The following is a 15,629-nucleotide window of genomic DNA, read 5'->3' as shown; positions in this document are numbered from 1 at the left end:
GGCACTCACGTCAATGGCTCGGCCAACGGCCGCGGCCCGTAGTGTAGCCGCCCTCCCAGCCACGCACCGCGCCGGCGGCATGGAAGGTTTCCTTTGCCTTGCCCGGGGTATGCGGGGTCGCGCCGAATCGCTTCGATGGCGGTCCCGGCGTTCCGCGGATCAATGTCCTGGGTCAGTAGGTCCCGTACGACACTTCCACCACGACCGGCTTGCCCGCGTCCTGGGCCGGCTGCAGGGTGAAGCGGTCCAGCGCGCTGCTGTCATCGCCCAGCGGCGTGCTGCGGAACTGCAGGCGGTAGGTCGACCCGGCCTGCACGCTGCCATCGGGCAGCAGCCGTGCGTTGGCCGGAACGAGCAGCCCACCCAGATCGCTGTAGGCTTCGGGCGCATCACTGAAGCCGTAGTCGACCAGTTCATCGGTACGCCGCATCTCGTAGACCCGGGTCGGCCACGGCCGCGCCGTACTGCGGCCGTTGCGCAGATCGGTCACCCACTGTTCGGGCAGCTGGTAGACCTTGCGCAGCGCCGTATCGTCCAGCTCGGCGCTGGCCACCTGCAGGCAGCACACCAGCCGCTTGCTCTCGCGGTCGTAGATCGCGAAACGGGCGTCACGGCTCGCCGGCACCGGCAGCAGCGCGAACGGCACATCCCGCAACGCCGGCTCGGCGCCATCGCGCGAGCCCAGGTTGCGCCAGCCACCGAAGGTCGGCTCGGCCGCCTGTGCCGCCGGGGCGGCCAGGCAAAGCGCCACCATCAGCGCGCCGGCCGCGGGTGCGATCCAGTTGTGCATGTTGTTCATCCGTCGATGGCACCAGGCCAATCAGTTTCGTGAGGATGCCATGAAGATGCAGCGGCTGCCATGTGGGGCCGTGCAAGGGCGCGGCGGCACCGGTCCCAGCCAGGCAACGAAGCAGGCATGCCCGCTAATAGGTTCCGAAAGGCACCTCGACCCTCAGGGCTGCACCGCCCCTGGCCGGTTTCAAGGTGTAGGTGTGTACGCCACCATCGCCATCGGCCAGCGAGGTTTCATCGCGCTGCACCGTATAGCGCTCCCCGGCAATCTCCAGCGCATCCGCCCCCACCACCCGCGCATCTGGCGGCAGCAACAGGCCACCCGCTGCGTCGCCCTCTTCCCTGAAGGTATGGCTGCCCATCGCATCCTGCGCCTTCAGCAGCTGGACATGCGGACGATAGGGTGCCGCATCCAGATTCCAGCCATTGGTCAGATCGGTCACCCACGGCCCCGGAATGTGGAAGCGGTCCTGGAGCTCGCTTTCACTCACCTCGGCGCCTTGCACCGACAGGCAACACACCACCTTGCCTGCCCTGTCGTCGTAGATCGCCCAGCGACTTCCCACCGGTGCAGCATGGGGAAGCATGGAGAAATGGAAGTGCCGCGCGTAACCACTGTCGGAGACCCGGCGCCACCCGCCCACGTCGGGCGGCTGCGCATGGCAACTCGCCGAAAGCAGTACGCCGGCTGCCGCAAGCGCCGCTCGACTCACGAACCCGGCCATCTTCACCGGTCAGCCGCCCATTGCGGTTCCCAGCTGCTGGAACGCCCCACCGATGGAGGGGATATTCGCGGGCGGCAGCGTGGCGGGATCGCGGCACTCCTGTGCCCTCCTGCCGGCGACGCTGAAGACCTCGCGATAGCGCAGGTAGCCGTAGGTACTGACCGCAGGAATGTTCAGCTCCGTCCACTTCCCGATGTAGAAGCCGGCCAGCGAGTCGTGCATGTAATTGTCGAACAGGTTGGTGCTGACATCAGGGACCGGCGTGGCATTGAGCACTAGGTCCAGCAGGGTGCTGGTTTCGGCAGGGATGCCTGCGTAGGTGTAGGCCGCAGCGGACGCTCGTGGAGTCGGCTCGAACACCGGACGTCCGGCCTTGCGTCCGGCGTCCATGCGCTTCTGGCTTTCATCCAGCTGGCGGCGGTAAGCCGCCATGTCGCTCTTGCCTTGGGCCAGCTCGGTGACCAGATTGGCAAAGTCGCGTTGCGCATTGGCCAGATCCACCTGATCCTCTGCATCGGACTGTTTGAAGAACGGCTGCTGCAGCAAGCTCTGTGGGCCGTTGGGCAGGCGCTTGCCCTTCCAGGCTACGTACTGCCGACAATGTCCTGCAATCTGCTGCGCATGGCCGCCTCCGGGGACACCATGACCGGTCAGCCAGGCGTTGTAATCGCGGATCAACTGCGGGTGGCAGCCAAAGTGCATGGCGAGCGTTGGCCGCGTACCGATTTCGTCGATCGTCTTCATTATCACGCCCGCCTTGACCGCCTCATGATGCATGTCGATCAACGGGATCTGCGACAACTTGGCTTTGCCATCCGCACTACCAGAGACAAAATCCTTGCCTTGCCCGCCGGGTGAATAACCGCCGCCGACATCCGAATGCATGCCCGGGTAAAGCACTTCCTTCCCACTGGTCGCCAGATCCAGCGGGAAGTTGATGCGCTGCTCGTGCAGGGCCGCGAAATGAACGCACTGCCTGGCCTCGGGATGAATGCTCATCATGTCACCCGCTGCCCAGTCCCATTTGCCCTTGGACACCCGGCTCATGGCGGCGACGCCCACCGATGCCACGGTGTCGAAAATACCCATGAAGTTGAGGTAAAGCGGAATACCGGCGATGTTGTAGCCGCAGCCGCTCCCCCACGCTTCGGCGGTTTCGTACAGTCGATGCACGAAGGCCCGGGCCTGCGCCGCACCGCGCGAGAAGCCGAAGACGGAAACGTGTACCGATTTCACCCGGCGCTGGTGCCCATTGACTACGCGCTCCAGCCTCTGTGCGATCGCCGTGAGCATCGAGCGACGTGCCATGCCTTCCAGCAGGCGCGTCTCGCTCATTGAGCCGACCAGCACTTTCATTTCGTTGGGCTGGATCAGATCACTGGCGTTCAGATATTGATGGACCGAGTTGATGATCTGCAGGATGGCCCAATGGATGCGGTCAGCACCGTAACGAGCGGCGCCACCTCCCAGCGTATCGCCATCCTGGTTGGTATCGCCGACATCCGCGAAGGGTGTACCGACGCCGGGAACGTAAATGCTGAAGAAGCCGTTCTCGCGTTCCTTCAGGGCGGCATCGTACAAGCGCGCCACGTTGCTGTGACCGTTGCGAGCCAGCTGGGTCTTGGGGGAGCGCGTCTTGCCGGTTACAAAGGTTCCTTCCCACTCGCGGTTGTTGCCAGTGCCATCGAAATAGATGCTTACGTGCACCTGGCCCTGGCATTCCGAACCCTTTTCGCGCAGGCACGCCATGGCGCGCGCCCGCTGTTGTGCTTCCGCACCACTCAATGCCCTTTGTCCATTGGCCGGCATTGGTTGAGCACCGGTCGTCGTGCGTTCACTCATTTCCTTGTCTCCTGGATTCGATGCTGGTCCCAGCCGGGATCATTGTCCTTGTCAATCGCGCCAAGCCCTCGGATCGGATACCCCACTAGCGGCGAAGATGCTCCGCCACAGGGTTTTCGCCCTCACGTAACGGCGCCTCGGGTCCCGTCAACGGATAGTCGGGGTGCCCCAGTATCAGATTGGTCACGAACACCTTGACCTGGCCATTGCGCAGGAAGTGAACAGCGAGACTGCCAACCTCGTTGTACCTGGGGATTGATTCCGTCGCCTTCTGGTAGGTTTCAAGGTCAGTCGTCCACTCGATCTCCACCTTCTGATCCGGTGCCCAGTGATCCGGTAGCACTACGCAGCAGACGGTTCCACCTGCGGAGTGTGGCCACGCCGATCCACCACTCCCGCCGTTCACAAGGAACTGCGCAACATGGCTGTCGGTGTGGTTGTAGCCCCGCACTCCCACAGGTGTAGACGCGGACTGGCCCTTGCAGGCGGCCAGTACCGGCAGCACAAGCAGTACAACCAAAGTGGACAGCAGCGGAACACGCATCCTGTTCTGTGTACGAACGAATCGTGGGATCATTTCTTCTTGTCCTTGAGAGTGCAGCAGCGACCCGAGCGGCACGTCATGACTGTTGCCTTCTGGTTTCCAGCATCGCAGTTGCTGACGTCATCACTCGCGCCTGGCCCTCTGATCAGCTTTCGAGAGGGCGCCGAAGGTGCTCCCACACCGGATTCCCGCCTTCGCGCAACGGCGCCTCAGGTCCCGTCAACGGATAGTCCGGGTGCCCCAGTATCAGATTGGTCACGAACACCTTGACCTGGCCATTGCGGAGGAAGTGAACAGCGAGACTGCCAACCTCGTTGTACCTGGGGATTGATACGATCGCCTTCTGGTAGGTCTCCAGATTGGTTGTCCATTCGATCTCCGCCTTCAGATCCGGAGTCCATCGGTCAGGAACCACAGCGCAGCAGACCGTGCCGCCTGCCGAGTGACGTCGGGCCGACCCTCCGCTTCCACCATTCACCTGGAACTGCGCAATGGACTGGCCGGTGTGGTTGTAGCCCCGCACTCCCACAGGTGTCGACGCGGGCTGGCCTTTGCAGGCGGCCAAGGCCGGCAGCAGGAGCAGCAGCACCAGAGTCGCCAGCAGATGTGTGCGCAGGAGTCGCGGGATCATCTTTTCATGTCCTTGAGGCTGCAGCATCGGCCTGGACGGTACGTCATGGCTGTTGCCCTGCGGCATTCCAGCTCGTTCGGTCCCGATGCAGTTGCTGAAGTCATCACTCGGGGCGGGGCCTCCAATCATTTTTCAGCCGGGCGCCGAAGGTGCTCCCACACCGGATTCTCGCCTTCGCGCAAGGGCGCTTCAGGGCCGGTCAACGGATAATCGGGATGACCCAGCACGAGACCGGTGACAAAGACCTTGACCTGTCCGTTGCGCAGGAAATGGACCGCCAGGTTTCCGGGCTGGTCGTACTTTGGAACTGCAACGGTCGTCTTCTGGAACGTTTCGAGATCCGTCGTCCATTCGATCTCCACCTTCATATCCGGTGTCCATCGATCAGGCAGCGTCGCGCAGCACACCGTTCCGCCTTCCGAGTGGGAATCGGCCGACCCGCCACTGCCGCCGTTCACAAGGAACTGCGCGATGTAGGCATCGGTGTGGTTGTAGCCCAGCACAGCCACCGGTGTGGAGGCTGTCCGCCCCTTGCACGCGGCCAGGGCTGGCACCAGGAGCAGCAATACCAAGACCGCCAGCAATTGAGTGCGCATCAAACGCATGGTTGTTCCTCTAGTTCAATGGTGTTGCTGCATCCGCCTGCGAAGCCGTGGGGGCATCCCACAATGGAACGCCCATCAACCAGATATCGTCAGGCAAGGCCGACGCCCAATCCGGGAACGGAGCCTCAAAGGCACTGGCCCCCTGCGAAAACCGGGCCCGCACGGCGGAATGTTCCCGGCATGCGCCTGAGGTGTACAGCGCCAGCAACAGGTACTGCACGTGATCGTCCACCTGGTCCACGCCGTGCGCGATCGTGTCCTGCATATGCTTGACGACGAACGGGTACAGCGAGCGATAAGGCACCCGCTTCATCTCATCGGGAATGACCCGGCGGAGCTGGGCGATGGCCACATCCGGCTCGCACGCGTCCAGCAGACGCATGTACTGCTGCTGGTCCAGGCGCAATGGCGGAAGCGCAGGCAGACCGGCATCGTCCTCCTTGGCCAGCGACCATTCCTGCAGATCGCCATAGCGGTCGAAGTACTGCAGGCGCTGCACGCCCTCCAGCAACGCGGCACGCTGCGCGGGCAACAGCAGTTCCAGCAGCGCAGGCAGGATGCGGGTGTCGTACCAGCGCAACAGCATTTCGCGACCGCCCTTCTCGGGCACCTTGACCAGATGGAAGGTCCTCAGCCGCTTGGCGAGCTCGTCCAGTTCCAGCGCACTCCACAGCAGGGTCACACCCGGCCGCTGCGTCCCCATTTGCAGGATCTCCGCTTCCAGCCTGGCGTGCATGGCCGTGTCCGGCCAAGCCACCAGCAAGGGAGCGATATCCAGCAGGCTCGCCTCGGCCGTGCCCTCGAACAGCGAGCGATAGTGCGCGCCCAGGCGCTCCAGCCGCTCATGGAAATGCGGCCGCTGCGCGCTGTCGATCACCGCATAACGATTCATCACACCAGCACTCCCGGCGTGCCCTGGCGCATCGCGTCGAGAATGCAGCTCTTGCAGCTGCTGCGCGGGAACTGGGGAAGCGGATAGCCCTGTTGGGCCGGCCCAACAAATGACTTGCTGCCGGCATGCACGGTGATCGTGCCGGGGCAAGCGATGGTAATGCTGCCGCCAGCGATGGTCAGGCTGGCCCCTCCGGACGTCGCGACGTGGATCGTGTTGGCCGCGGCGAGCTCCACCGGTGCCTGCGCGCTGGCGCCACGCAGCGCACCACGCGACTGGATGCGCACCAGGTCTGCATGCGCCTGGATGTCCAGCGCTTCGCTGCCGGCCACCACGTCAAGTGCCGTCGGAGCGGCGGCTGCCCCTTCAACGACGGACGCAAGCACTCCGATTGCTTGCCCGGCATGAAGCCGCGCCTGCCCCATCGTGATCGCTTCACTGTGACTGCCACTGGCCAGCAGCAGGCCTTCACCGCTGCTCCAGTGCATGGCTTGGCCCGCCACCTGCACAACGCCCTGCGGAGCAGCCATCCCCAGGAGCGGGTCGCCGGAATGCGGCACCCTGCCCTCGCCCGCCTCGGACGCGCGCTCGGCCGCACTGCCCTTTCCTGCGCCGAAATCATCGCCACCGGTGGTGGTACGCACGCTCGCCAGCAAGCCGGGGACCGGCGACTTGTCGGCCACCATCCTGGAGCGCGCCGCGGCCTTGGCACCCTCCTGCATCGCCAACGGACTGGTTACATGCGTGCGCGCGGCCTGGGTGAAGCGCTCGCCCAGGGCCTGCAGCTGGGCCAGCAGCGCGGCGGGCTGCACCGCCTCGCCTGCAGGTGCGGTCGATCGATGACCATAGGCGGTGAACCACACGCCCGCCGTCGCCCGTACCGCCCCCCAGGCATCGCTGCGCAGCTCGAAGCCGGTGCCGCGCACGCTGCCTACATAGTTGTCAGCCTGGTGCCGCAGGTGACCCAGCGACAGCTGCGAAACCTGCTGGCTGCTGGCCAGCTGTGCACGCAGCTGCTGGTTCGAATCGTCGAACAACAGGTGGTTGCTGCCTTCACCGCCGTCCCATTCACGCGAGCGGATACCCCAGAGCGCTCCGCCCTGCCGATGCGCCTGGTCGCCCGCGCCTGCTGCGTGCCATGCCGGCGCCTGGCCGCCACTGAGGTTGGCCTGTGCGCTGTGGCGCGCATCACCGGCCTGGCCGTAGGCAGAGACATCGCCCTCGCTGCTGGCACCTGCGGGCGTCGGCGCCACGCCGGCCTCGCCGCGCCCGTTGTACAGCGCCCCCAGCACCAGCGGCCGATCGATGTCACCGTCCAGGAAGCCGACCAGCACCTCCTGACCGATCCGCGGCAGGAACTGGCTGCCAACACCGGGGCCGGCGTAGCGCTGTGCCACGCGCAACCAGGCACTGTCATGAGCGCCCTCGCCCTGCCCCTGCTGGAAATGGAAGCGCACGCGCACGCGGCCGTGGCTGTCGGCGTGCAGGTCCTTGCTGTCACTTCCCTGGCCGGCCACCACGACCGCCGTCTGGTACCCGGGCACCGTCGGGCGAGGATTCAGGCGGGCCCCGGTGCCATCCAGCAGCTGGGGTCGCCACGGGGTGGCGCGCGGCACCGCCTCAAATCGATTGCCATAGCCAATCGCCTCAGCCTGCTGCCACAGTGCGGCGTCTGCGCTGTCGCCGGGGGCGACGCCGAGTGCGTCGTCAAGGCTGCGACGCAGGTCGGTGGGCAGGTTGTTGATGCCGGCATGGTCGACCGCGACCAGCAGCAGCTCCGGCGGTGTACCGCCCGGGGCCTGCTGCAACCGCAGCCAGCTTCCCGACTGCAGGCCGCGCACGGTGCCGTGCCCTTGCCAGCGTCGACTGCGTGCTTCGCGCGCCTGCGCCTGCAGGCGGGCCTGGCGCGATGCGGCCGCGCCATCGCTGAAGGCATAGGCGCCCACCGCATCGAAATCCTCGCGGGTGGACCTGCTGCCGCCGCCTTCCATCGGCGACTGGCCCGACAGTGCACGCACCTGGCGATAATCATCGCTCTGCAGGCTGACCGTCGTGCTGGCCAGGCTGCGGTGCAGGCCGATGGCCTGCACGCTGTCGCTGGTTTCAGTGGCATCGCTGCGATGGAAGCGCACGCCGGCCCCGGCGCTGGTGGCATCCTCGGGCAGCGCAACGCTGTCGGCAAAGATCTCCAGGCCATTGCCACAGGGCGCTTCCTCGTCCGGATACAAGCGCCAGCCCAGTCCTTCCTCAGCCAGCAAGCGCTGCAGGAAGTCCAGATCGCTCTCGCGGTACTGCACGCAGTAGCTGCGTACACGCTCACCCAGGAAGGCGTCGACGCCTTCGGCCCAGCGCCAGCGTGCGATGTCGGCGTGTGCGGAAAGCACCGCATCGACAATGGCGCGGATGCCTTGTTCCTGGAACACGCGGCTGTGGCGCGCATGCTGCAGCCACCAGGTCCACGACACCAGGTGCAACCGGTAACGCACCAGCCCACCGTCGCCCCCGACCCGCGCGGCGTCGGCCACCAGACCGCTGCGCTGCCACTGCCCGCCGTCGGCGAGCTGCGTGATCAACGTTGCGCGGGTGGCAGGCAATGCCCCCAGTTCGAGGCCAGCATCAGTGCAGAGCACCTCGACCTCGGTCCATGCGTGTTCGCCCAGCGCGTCACGTCCACGCCAGCGCTCCACGGTGCATCCCGTGAATGCTTCCGACTGCAGACGATACAGGCGCTGCGCATCGCCAAGACCTGCAACCTGCGTCATCAGGTAATTCAGCTGATCCATGCCATTTCCAGAGTGAAGACGCCAGATCCATGCGGAATGGCGTCGGTTTCCAGTTCCCGAATCTACCAGAACAGCGTGTTCGTCAAAATCACGGCGCGCCATTGCGCGACGAACTGCGCTTTGCGTCACATAACCGACGGAATAACGCATTCAGCTACAGGCACTTGCCCGGATCCCGTAATCGCGTTCACATTCAAAGGCTAGAATCGTCCGCAGTCCCCAACGAGACCTGCCATGCTGGATCAGGAAGCCCTGCTGGCCCCGATTTCGGAAAACGCCCCGACCGGTGAAGACCTGTCGTTCTCGGCGGAATTCGATCGGATCATCGAAAACCGTCGTGCCGACGACCCGACCCTGGACCAGGGTGCGTGGCAGACCGACATCAAGTACGCCGACTGGAGCAGTGTGCTGCGCGAGGCCGACAGCCTGCTGCAGACCCGCACCAAGGACCTGCGACTGGCCGGCTGGCTCAGCGAGGCGGCCACTCAGCTGGAAGGCTTCCAGGGCCTGGCTGCTGGCTACCGGGTCACCGCCGGGCTGTGCGATCGCTTCTGGGATGAGGTCCATCCTCAGGCTCCGGACGGCGACTTCGAAGAACGCATCGGCAACCTCAGCTGGCTGCTGACCAATTCGCTGCAGTGGCTGCGGGCGGTGCCGATCATCGTCGCCCCGCAGGGGCGCTTCAGCCTGACCGATTTCGAGCATGCCCATGCCCGCGCCAACAGTGGCGAGGACGATGATGGCCGGCCCGGCCTGGACATCCTCACTGCCGCCCGCCGCGACACCCAGCACGGGTTCTACCGCCAGCTGGCGGATGACCTGCCCGACTGCAGCCAGGCCCTGGCCGAACTACAGGCGGCAGTGGACAACCGGCTGGGGCTGGACGGCCCCAGCTTCAGCGCCGTACGCGAACAGCTGGAGCATCTGCAGCGCACCGTGCTGCGCTTTGCCCGCGAGGCCGGAGTGTTGCTTGATGGCGAGACCGGGGCGGTGGAAGACCCGTTCAGTAACAGCCATTTCGCCGAAGACGCCCCCACGTTCGAGGCGACGCCGGCTGCGCCCTCGCGCGGCCCCGCCGGTGCGCCGAGTTCGCGCAAGGAAGCCTTGCAGCAGCTTCGCCAGGTCGCCGAGTTCTTCCGCCGTACCGAGCCGCACAGCCCGGTCGCCTATCTGGCGGAAAAGGCAGCGCGCTGGGGCGAGATGCCGCTGCACGTCTGGCTCAAGCGGGTCATCAAGGACCACGGCACGCTGGAACAGATGGAAGAAATGCTGGACGTCAATCCAGAAGACTGAGCTGCGCGCCGCGGCAGGGGAGCCTGACCGGCTCCCCGGGCGCAGTTACTGGATCTTGAACTCGATCCGGCGGTTGCGCGCACGGCCGTCGTTGCTGGTGTTGTCCGCCACCGGCTCATCCGGGCCCTTGCCCAGCACGTCCATGTGACTGCCAGGGATGCCCTTGGACATCATGTAGTTCTTCACCGCCAGCGCACGTGCATGGCTGAGCGTGAGATTGGACTCACGCTGGCCGACATTGTCGGTGTGGCCGATGATGAGGAACCGGCTGTCCGGCATCTGCGCCATCTTCGCCACCATCTCGTCGAGGATGCTCATGCCGAACGGCGTAAGGCGCGCGCTGCCGCTCTGGAATTCAATGATGCGGTTGGCCAGGGTCTGGTCCAGCACGTTCTGCTGCGAGCCCACCTTCAGCGCGTTGGTCACCGTGTAACTGGTGTTGCTGGCCAGGCTCAGGTCACTGGCGACCTGCTGGCGCAGGGCTTCGTTGCCGACTTCACCGGTAATGCGCACCGCCTGGCCATTGACCTCCAGCTTTCCGGGCGACACCCGCTTCAGGCCCGGATTGATCATGCCGGAAACATAGTCGCCCCAGTTCGGCGGCGTGGCGATGGTTTCCACCTGGATGCGGTCGACCACCCGCTCGGCGCCATAGACCGCGCGCAGGTTGTTGAGCAGCTTGGCCTTGGTCGCCTGGTCAGGCACCACGCCTTCGATGACCACCGGACGCTCGCCGGCGGCCGCTGCCGGCGCGTTCTGCGCGGCCAGCGGCACGGCCACCAGCAGCAGCGGCAGCATGAGATGGAGAGGTTTGCACAGGCGCATCGTCAGGTTCCCAGGAAAGTCTCGCCGAACAGCTTGCGTGCGGTGGCCAGAGCCAGGTCGTCACGATCGAGGAAGCTGCCGAAGCGGTTGAGGTTGTAGTCGCCGCGCAGGTAGTCGTCCACCCACTCCGAATGCTGGATGCGGATCAGGAAGTCGCCCGCCTCGGCCGGATCCAGCACGGCGCGCAGCACCTGGCGATCAGCGCCGTTGAAGCCGACGATCATGCTTGGCGCAGCGTCGTTGCGGATCAATACGGCAAGTTCGAAATCGCCACGGGCGACGAAACTTGACAGCAGGTCCAGCCAGAACGCTGCCACCAGCGGGCGATAGGCCGGATCGCGCACCAGCGGGAACACCAGCGCCTTGTCGATGTTGACATCGCCACCACTGAGCACCGGCTGCAGCAGCAGGCCCAGCGCGGGCAGCACCTGGCGCAGTGCCACGTCACCGTGGCCGGACTCGCGCAGGCGCTGCTCCAGATCGGCCACCGTGGTGTTCTCGAGGAAATCCTGGAAGCTGCCGTTGTAGTCACCCGGGTCGGTGCTGATGCTGAAACGGGCGTCGGCCAGCTGTGCCAGCGCCTGCGCTGCGTCGCTGTCCTGGTAGGCCTGGCGTGCGAGCCTGGCCAGGCCCGACCAGGCGTTGGACATGGCCAACGGACTGCGGCCGATGAACGGCAATGGCTCAGGCGCATCCAGGCGCAACGCCGACAGCAGCGGGAAGCGCCGCTCGGACGCGTCGCGGCTGGCCAGGAAGTGGCCGCACAACACCATCTTGCTGCGCGAGCCCAGGAAGGCGTAGTGGATTTCCGGCGCTTCGTCGTAGCGCTGCTTCCAGTCCGGGCTCTGGCTCAGCAGTTCCAGGCTCTCGCCGGCCCAGCGGTCGAGCCAGCCCAGCAGCTGGTGGTTGTCGGCCGCGCGGACGAAATCGCCGCGCGAGGGCACCTTGCCGAAATAGGACACGCCCGCGCTGACCACCCGGCTCATCGGGCACCTCCAGCGGCCGGAGCCGGCGTCGCTGCCGGCGCAGCAGCGGGTGCCGCCTGCGCAGCGGGCTCGCCCCCGGCAACGCGTTCGGGCAACTGCAGCCCGCGCTGCCAGTCGCCTCCGCCCTGTGCGGCCTCACCGGCACGACGGACGATGCGCATCTCCACCGGTACCGACACACCGTTGCCCGTCCAGGTAATGCGGCTGGAGTCATCCAGGCGCTCGACCTGACCGGCCGACATCAGGCGGTTGACGCCGTTCGAACCCGGCGCACTGAACACTTCCACCGTCCTGCCATCGCCGGTCACCGCGGTGATCTTCACGCCCGGCACCTGGCCGACGTTCGGGTACTGCATGGTCGTCCACTGCGGTGGCGTGTTGCGATAGCGCAGCACCTGGCCATCGATCTCGATGGTGTATTCCAGCGCGCCGGCCGCCGGTGCCGGCAGGATCTCGAAGATCGTGGTGTCCTGCGCCGCACCGGCCGCCGAACCACTCACCCAGTTGCCGTAGTTGGCCACCAGTTCGGCCGACAGGTTCACGCCCTGCCCCGCCCAGCGGCGGGTCTCCAGCAGCGGGCCACGCTGGATCACCAGCGTGCCCAGTGCCTCCTTGTTGAAGGCCGCGATGCTGCCGCTGGCGCCGAAGATGCCAGCAATGTCGCTCGGCGCCGCGTCGACGTCGGAGTTCAGGTTGAACGGGTACTGCTGGCCGATGCGTGCCTTGAAGGGATCATAGACCTGCGCCTTCCAGGTCTTGTTGACTTCATTCTCGGTCGGCGCGATCAACGTGCCGAAGGTCTGGGTCAGCGGGCGCAGCAGTAGCGGACGCAGCGCTTCACGCTGCTTCTCGTCCAGACCGGTCAGCACCTGCTCATCGACCAGCGCCAGGCCCACGCTCAGTTCGGAACCTTCGTTGCTGAAGGTGTCCTGCATCAGCTTGCGGGTAGCGACCCCGATTTCGCCCTGGCTCTTGATCGCGTTCAGACGCGCGCGCAGCTTGGCCAGCGTGTCGAAGTAGGCCGTGATCACGGCCGGCTGGTCACCGCGCTCGCTGGTCAAGCGGGCAATGCCCTCGAACGCCTTGCCGATCGGGCCCACCGGCGGCGCCGCAGCCGCGGCGGCCGGGTCCTTGCGCAGGATGGTGCGCTGGAACCAGGCGACGAAGCCCTTGCGCGCCTTGCTGGAGCGGGCCAGCGCCTGCGGGTTGTCCCACACGGTCTCTTCGTTGATGCGCTCCAGCAGAACGCGCAGCGGCGAATTGCTGGCATCGCCCAGCTTGTTGATGCGTGCGACCGCCTCGTCGAAGGTGCTGAACTCCGCCACGCTCAGGCCCTGCAGGAACCGGGTCCACTCGCGGGCATAGTCGTTCTTGTACAGGTTCACCAGCTCGCGCGAGACATGCTCCGGGCTGCCGGCCAGCGACAGATCGCTCTGCTCGGTGGTCCCCAGCACCCAGTCGGTGGTGCTCAGCTGCGTGTTGGCCGCTTCCTTGATTGCATCCTGCACGTACTCTTCCCACGCCTTGCGCGAGAACGCACCGGAAATGGCGTAGTTGCCGTTGATCATGCGGCCGTTGCGCTCGACGCCGATCAGGCTGTCGACCGTGGTGGTGGTGAAGCGTGCACCGGCACGGGCCTTGATCTGCGCGTACACGCGCTCCATCGCCGGCTGGCCCTTCATCACCTGGCCCAGTGCCTGGCGCGTGTCGGACACCAGGGTGACCTTGTTCTGCACCTGCGGCCAGCTCGGCTGGCCCGCCTGCGCCACGTAGAAGGTCATCAGCTTCTCAGCCGCGCGGACCATTTCCTCGCGGCTCATCTGCCCGCGGTTGGCTTCCAGCCAGGTGCGCCAGAACAGGGTCAGCTGCTGCGACAGGTGCGCACCCTCCACATACTTGGGGTTGCCCAGCATCAGGTAGGTCTTGAGCGCGTTGTAGGCATCGTTGGTGCTGGTCGGCGACGCGTTCTGGTACAGCACCTCGCTCTCGGCAGCGCTGCTGGTGCCCTGCCCCAGCTTGTCGCGCTCGGCGACCACCTGGCCCAGATAGTTCTCCAGGTTCGATACGGTCGGCGCCAGCATCACCTGCTGCATGCCGTGGTTGTACTCGCGCAGCAGCTTCTCGCGGATGGCCGTGCCCTGGTACAGGCCCAGATGGGTGGTGATGCCCCCTTCCTTGCCATAGCGGTCCAGCTGCTCCATGCGATCCTGCAGCAGCAGCAACGCATCGATACGTGACTTCAGGTCCATGCGGTCCTTCTGCACGCGCACGGCCTGGTCCAGATCCTTGGTCGCATTGGCAACCAGCTGCGCATTGGTGGTGTACGACCACGTCCACAGGCCCAGCGCGAGGGCCAGCACGCCCACCGCGCCCAGGAACACGCCATAGCGCAGGCGGTTCTGGTGCGGGCTGGAATACTGCCGCACCAGTTCCTTGTCGGCAAAGATGACCTTGCGGAACAGGTCCTTCAGGAAGAACGCGGTATGCCCGGTCGGCGCCTCGTCCACGTTCGAGCCGCGCTCCAGGTTGAACTGGCGGCCGACGCGCTCGGAGGCGTGGTGCACCGAGCGCCCTTCCTGCAGCGCGCTGGAGAAGTAGAAGCCGCGGAACACCGGCTTGAACTGGTAGGGGTTGTCTTCGAACAGGGTGGCGATGAAGGTGCGCAGCGCCGGCTTGATGCCGACAAACTCCAGCGGCAGCGACAGCAGGCCCGGCGAGACCTCACGGCCACGCTGCATCGCCATGTGGGTCAGGCTCATTTCCTTGATGCCTTCGGCCAGTTCATCGAAATGACTGTCGAAGGCGGCCAGCGCGTCACCCTGCTGCTGCACGTCGAACGGCAGCGTCGCGCCCCACACATGCTCGCGCTCGCCCGGGTCGAGATTGCGGAAGAATTCACTGAACCCGGCGATCAGGTCGGCCTTGGTGAACAGCACGTACACCGGCGCGAATACTTCCAGGCGCTCGGTGATTTCCTGCACGCGCTGGCGCAGGTTCTTGGCCAGTTCGATGGCGAACTCCGGCTTGCTGCCGGACAGCTCGGCCAGGCTGGCGGCGATGATCACGCCATTGATCGGTGCACGCGGGCGGTTCTTCTTCAGCAGGCCGAGGAAGGTCAGCCACTCCAGCCGGTCCTCGACGCTGACCGAGTAACGGCCGGCGGTGTCGAGCACGATGCCGTTGGTGGTGAAGTACCAGTCGCAGTTGCGGGTACCGCCGATGCCCTGCACGACGTTGCCGCGGTTGTCCTCGAACGGGAACTGCAGGCCCGAATTGAGGATCGCGGTGCTCTTGCCGGCCGCCGGGTTGCCGATGATCACGTACCAGGGCAGTTCGTACAGCGCGGCGTTGCCCTTCAGCACCCCCATCCGCGAGGACTTGATCTGCTTGACCGCATCCATCATGCGCGTACGCAGCGCTTCGGTATCGGCGCGCTGTGCCGGCTGCGCGCTGGCTACCGCCTTGTCCGCCTCGTCCTTGACCATCGCCTCCACGCGCTTGGCGGCGCGCCGGGCAAGCATCCGCTTGACGACCCAGACCAGCAGCGCCAGCACCAGCAGGCCGGCCAGCACGATGGCGACCCAGATGCCGATCTGCCGTGCCTCGGCCTCGCCGTAGTGGGCCAGCGCAGCGGCACCGACCAGGCCGATCACCATCCACAGACGGTAGTCGCGCAGGTAGTAGCTGAAATTGCTCAAACTCATGCAGGGA

General features: G+C 65.7%; 12 protein-coding genes. 1 reads left to right on the top strand and 11 read right to left on the bottom strand.

Features of this window, described 5'->3' with window-relative positions; genetic code table 11:
- Window positions 1-172: 172 nt before the first annotated feature.
- The 8 genes from O0J73_RS01905 to O0J73_RS01870 form a co-directional block, all read right to left on the bottom strand.
- Window positions 173-790 (bottom strand): decarboxylase, encoded by a 618-nt coding sequence (locus tag O0J73_RS01905; RefSeq protein ID WP_197564058.1) that lies wholly within the window; start codon window positions 788-790, stop codon window positions 173-175.
- Window positions 791-923: 133 nt separating this feature from the next.
- Entirely contained in the window at window positions 924-1,517 is a 594-nt protein-coding gene (locus O0J73_RS01900) for a hypothetical protein (RefSeq protein ID WP_308307885.1), read from the bottom strand.
- A 9-nt stretch (window positions 1,518-1,526) separates the two neighbouring features.
- Window positions 1,527-3,359 (bottom strand): DUF2235 domain-containing protein, encoded by a 1,833-nt coding sequence (locus O0J73_RS01895; protein WP_308307884.1) that lies wholly within the window; start codon window positions 3,357-3,359, stop codon window positions 1,527-1,529.
- 85 nt (window positions 3,360-3,444) lie between these two features.
- A complete protein-coding gene (locus tag O0J73_RS01890) occupies window positions 3,445-3,936 on the bottom strand; it encodes a DUF3304 domain-containing protein (RefSeq protein ID WP_308307883.1) in 492 nt (163 codons plus the stop codon).
- Window positions 3,937-4,048: 112 nt separating this feature from the next.
- On the bottom strand, window positions 4,049-4,600 hold the full coding sequence (locus O0J73_RS01885) for a DUF3304 domain-containing protein (RefSeq protein ID WP_308307882.1): 552 nt from the start codon (window positions 4,598-4,600) through the stop codon (window positions 4,049-4,051).
- Between the two features lie 59 nt (window positions 4,601-4,659).
- On the bottom strand, window positions 4,660-5,139 hold the full coding sequence (locus O0J73_RS01880) for a DUF3304 domain-containing protein (RefSeq protein ID WP_006451067.1): 480 nt from the start codon (window positions 5,137-5,139) through the stop codon (window positions 4,660-4,662).
- Between the two features lie 10 nt (window positions 5,140-5,149).
- Window positions 5,150-6,031: a DUF4123 domain-containing protein gene (locus tag O0J73_RS01875; protein ID WP_197564060.1), complete on the bottom strand. Its 882-nt coding sequence runs from the start codon at window positions 6,029-6,031 to the stop codon at window positions 5,150-5,152.
- The gene (locus tag O0J73_RS01870) at window positions 6,031-8,814 is read right to left on the bottom strand and encodes a type VI secretion system Vgr family protein (protein ID WP_308307881.1); all 2,784 of its coding nucleotides are present in this window, start codon (window positions 8,812-8,814) and stop codon (window positions 6,031-6,033) included. Before O0J73_RS01870 ends, O0J73_RS01875 begins: the two co-directional genes overlap by 1 nt.
- 234 nt (window positions 8,815-9,048) lie before the next feature.
- Here O0J73_RS01870 and tssA point away from each other — a divergent pair, with 234 nt between their 5' ends.
- Window positions 9,049-10,107: a type VI secretion system protein TssA gene (tssA, locus tag O0J73_RS01865; RefSeq protein ID WP_308307880.1), complete on the top strand. Its 1,059-nt coding sequence runs from the start codon at window positions 9,049-9,051 to the stop codon at window positions 10,105-10,107.
- A 45-nt stretch (window positions 10,108-10,152) separates the two neighbouring features.
- On the opposite strand, the gene O0J73_RS01860 is transcribed toward tssA, so the two are convergent.
- The 3 genes from O0J73_RS01860 to tssM are packed head-to-tail and all read right to left on the bottom strand — an operon-like array spanning window position 10,153 to window position 15,622.
- On the bottom strand, window positions 10,153-10,932 hold the full coding sequence (locus tag O0J73_RS01860) for an OmpA family protein (protein ID WP_308307879.1): 780 nt from the start codon (window positions 10,930-10,932) through the stop codon (window positions 10,153-10,155).
- Between the two features lie 2 nt (window positions 10,933-10,934).
- A complete protein-coding gene (gene tagF / locus O0J73_RS01855) occupies window positions 10,935-11,918 on the bottom strand; it encodes a type VI secretion system-associated protein TagF (protein WP_006451227.1) in 984 nt (327 codons plus the stop codon).
- Complete coding sequence (gene tssM / locus O0J73_RS01850; protein WP_308307878.1) at window positions 11,915-15,622, bottom strand: type VI secretion system membrane subunit TssM; 3,708 nt, start codon at window positions 15,620-15,622, stop codon at window positions 11,915-11,917. Before tssM ends, tagF begins: the two co-directional genes overlap by 4 nt.
- Window positions 15,623-15,629 lie beyond the last annotated feature (7 nt).

Origin of the sequence: Stenotrophomonas sp. Sm6012, from assembly GCF_030985895.1 — a bacterium.
Taxonomy (GTDB): Bacteria; Pseudomonadota; Gammaproteobacteria; order Xanthomonadales; family Xanthomonadaceae; genus Stenotrophomonas; species Stenotrophomonas forensis.
Note: the sequence above shows the minus strand (reverse complement) of the source record. Positions and strands in the feature narration are given on the sequence as shown.